Raw genomic sequence first — 411 nt, 5'->3', positions numbered from 1 at the left:
TCATGATAATAGGGCCTTCTGATTAGAAGGCCCTATTATCAATGATTTTTATCCTCGTGACGACACTATCTAGCGTGCTGTGCGTTAGAGGAGTTTTGGCGCACCGTGGCCGTTAATTGCTCCATGCTGGCCGATGTCTCGATGAGAGAGGCGGCTTGCTCTTCTGTACGGCTCGATAAATTCGTATTACCGATAGCCACTTCTCTGGCGGCCTCGTCAATTGAGGCTGCTGAATCCTGAATTTTCTCGACAAGCGAGCGTAATTGCATCTGCATGGCATCGAGTGCGTTAAGAAGTTGCCCGGTTTCATCACGAGAATTCCCACGAATTGATGATGTTATACCCAAGTAACTTCAATATGCAGGATGGTAGTGCTTAAACAACCTATCCCTACGATTGACTTGGGTTCAC

At 47.2% G+C, this 411-nt stretch carries 1 pseudogene; it reads right to left on the bottom strand.

The features are described from left to right. Positions 1–71 precede the first annotated feature (71 nt). Positions 72–314 (bottom strand): annotated as a pseudogene (locus ACSZPU_RS26350) (methyl-accepting chemotaxis protein); the annotation flags it as partial. Between the last annotated feature and the right edge of the window lie 97 nt (positions 315–411).

The sequence above is a fragment of the Phytobacter sp. V69 genome (assembly GCF_965644215.1).
In the GTDB taxonomy this organism is placed as follows: domain Bacteria; phylum Pseudomonadota; class Gammaproteobacteria; order Enterobacterales; family Enterobacteriaceae; genus Phytobacter.
Note: the sequence above shows the minus strand (reverse complement) of the source record. Positions and strands in the feature narration are given on the sequence as shown.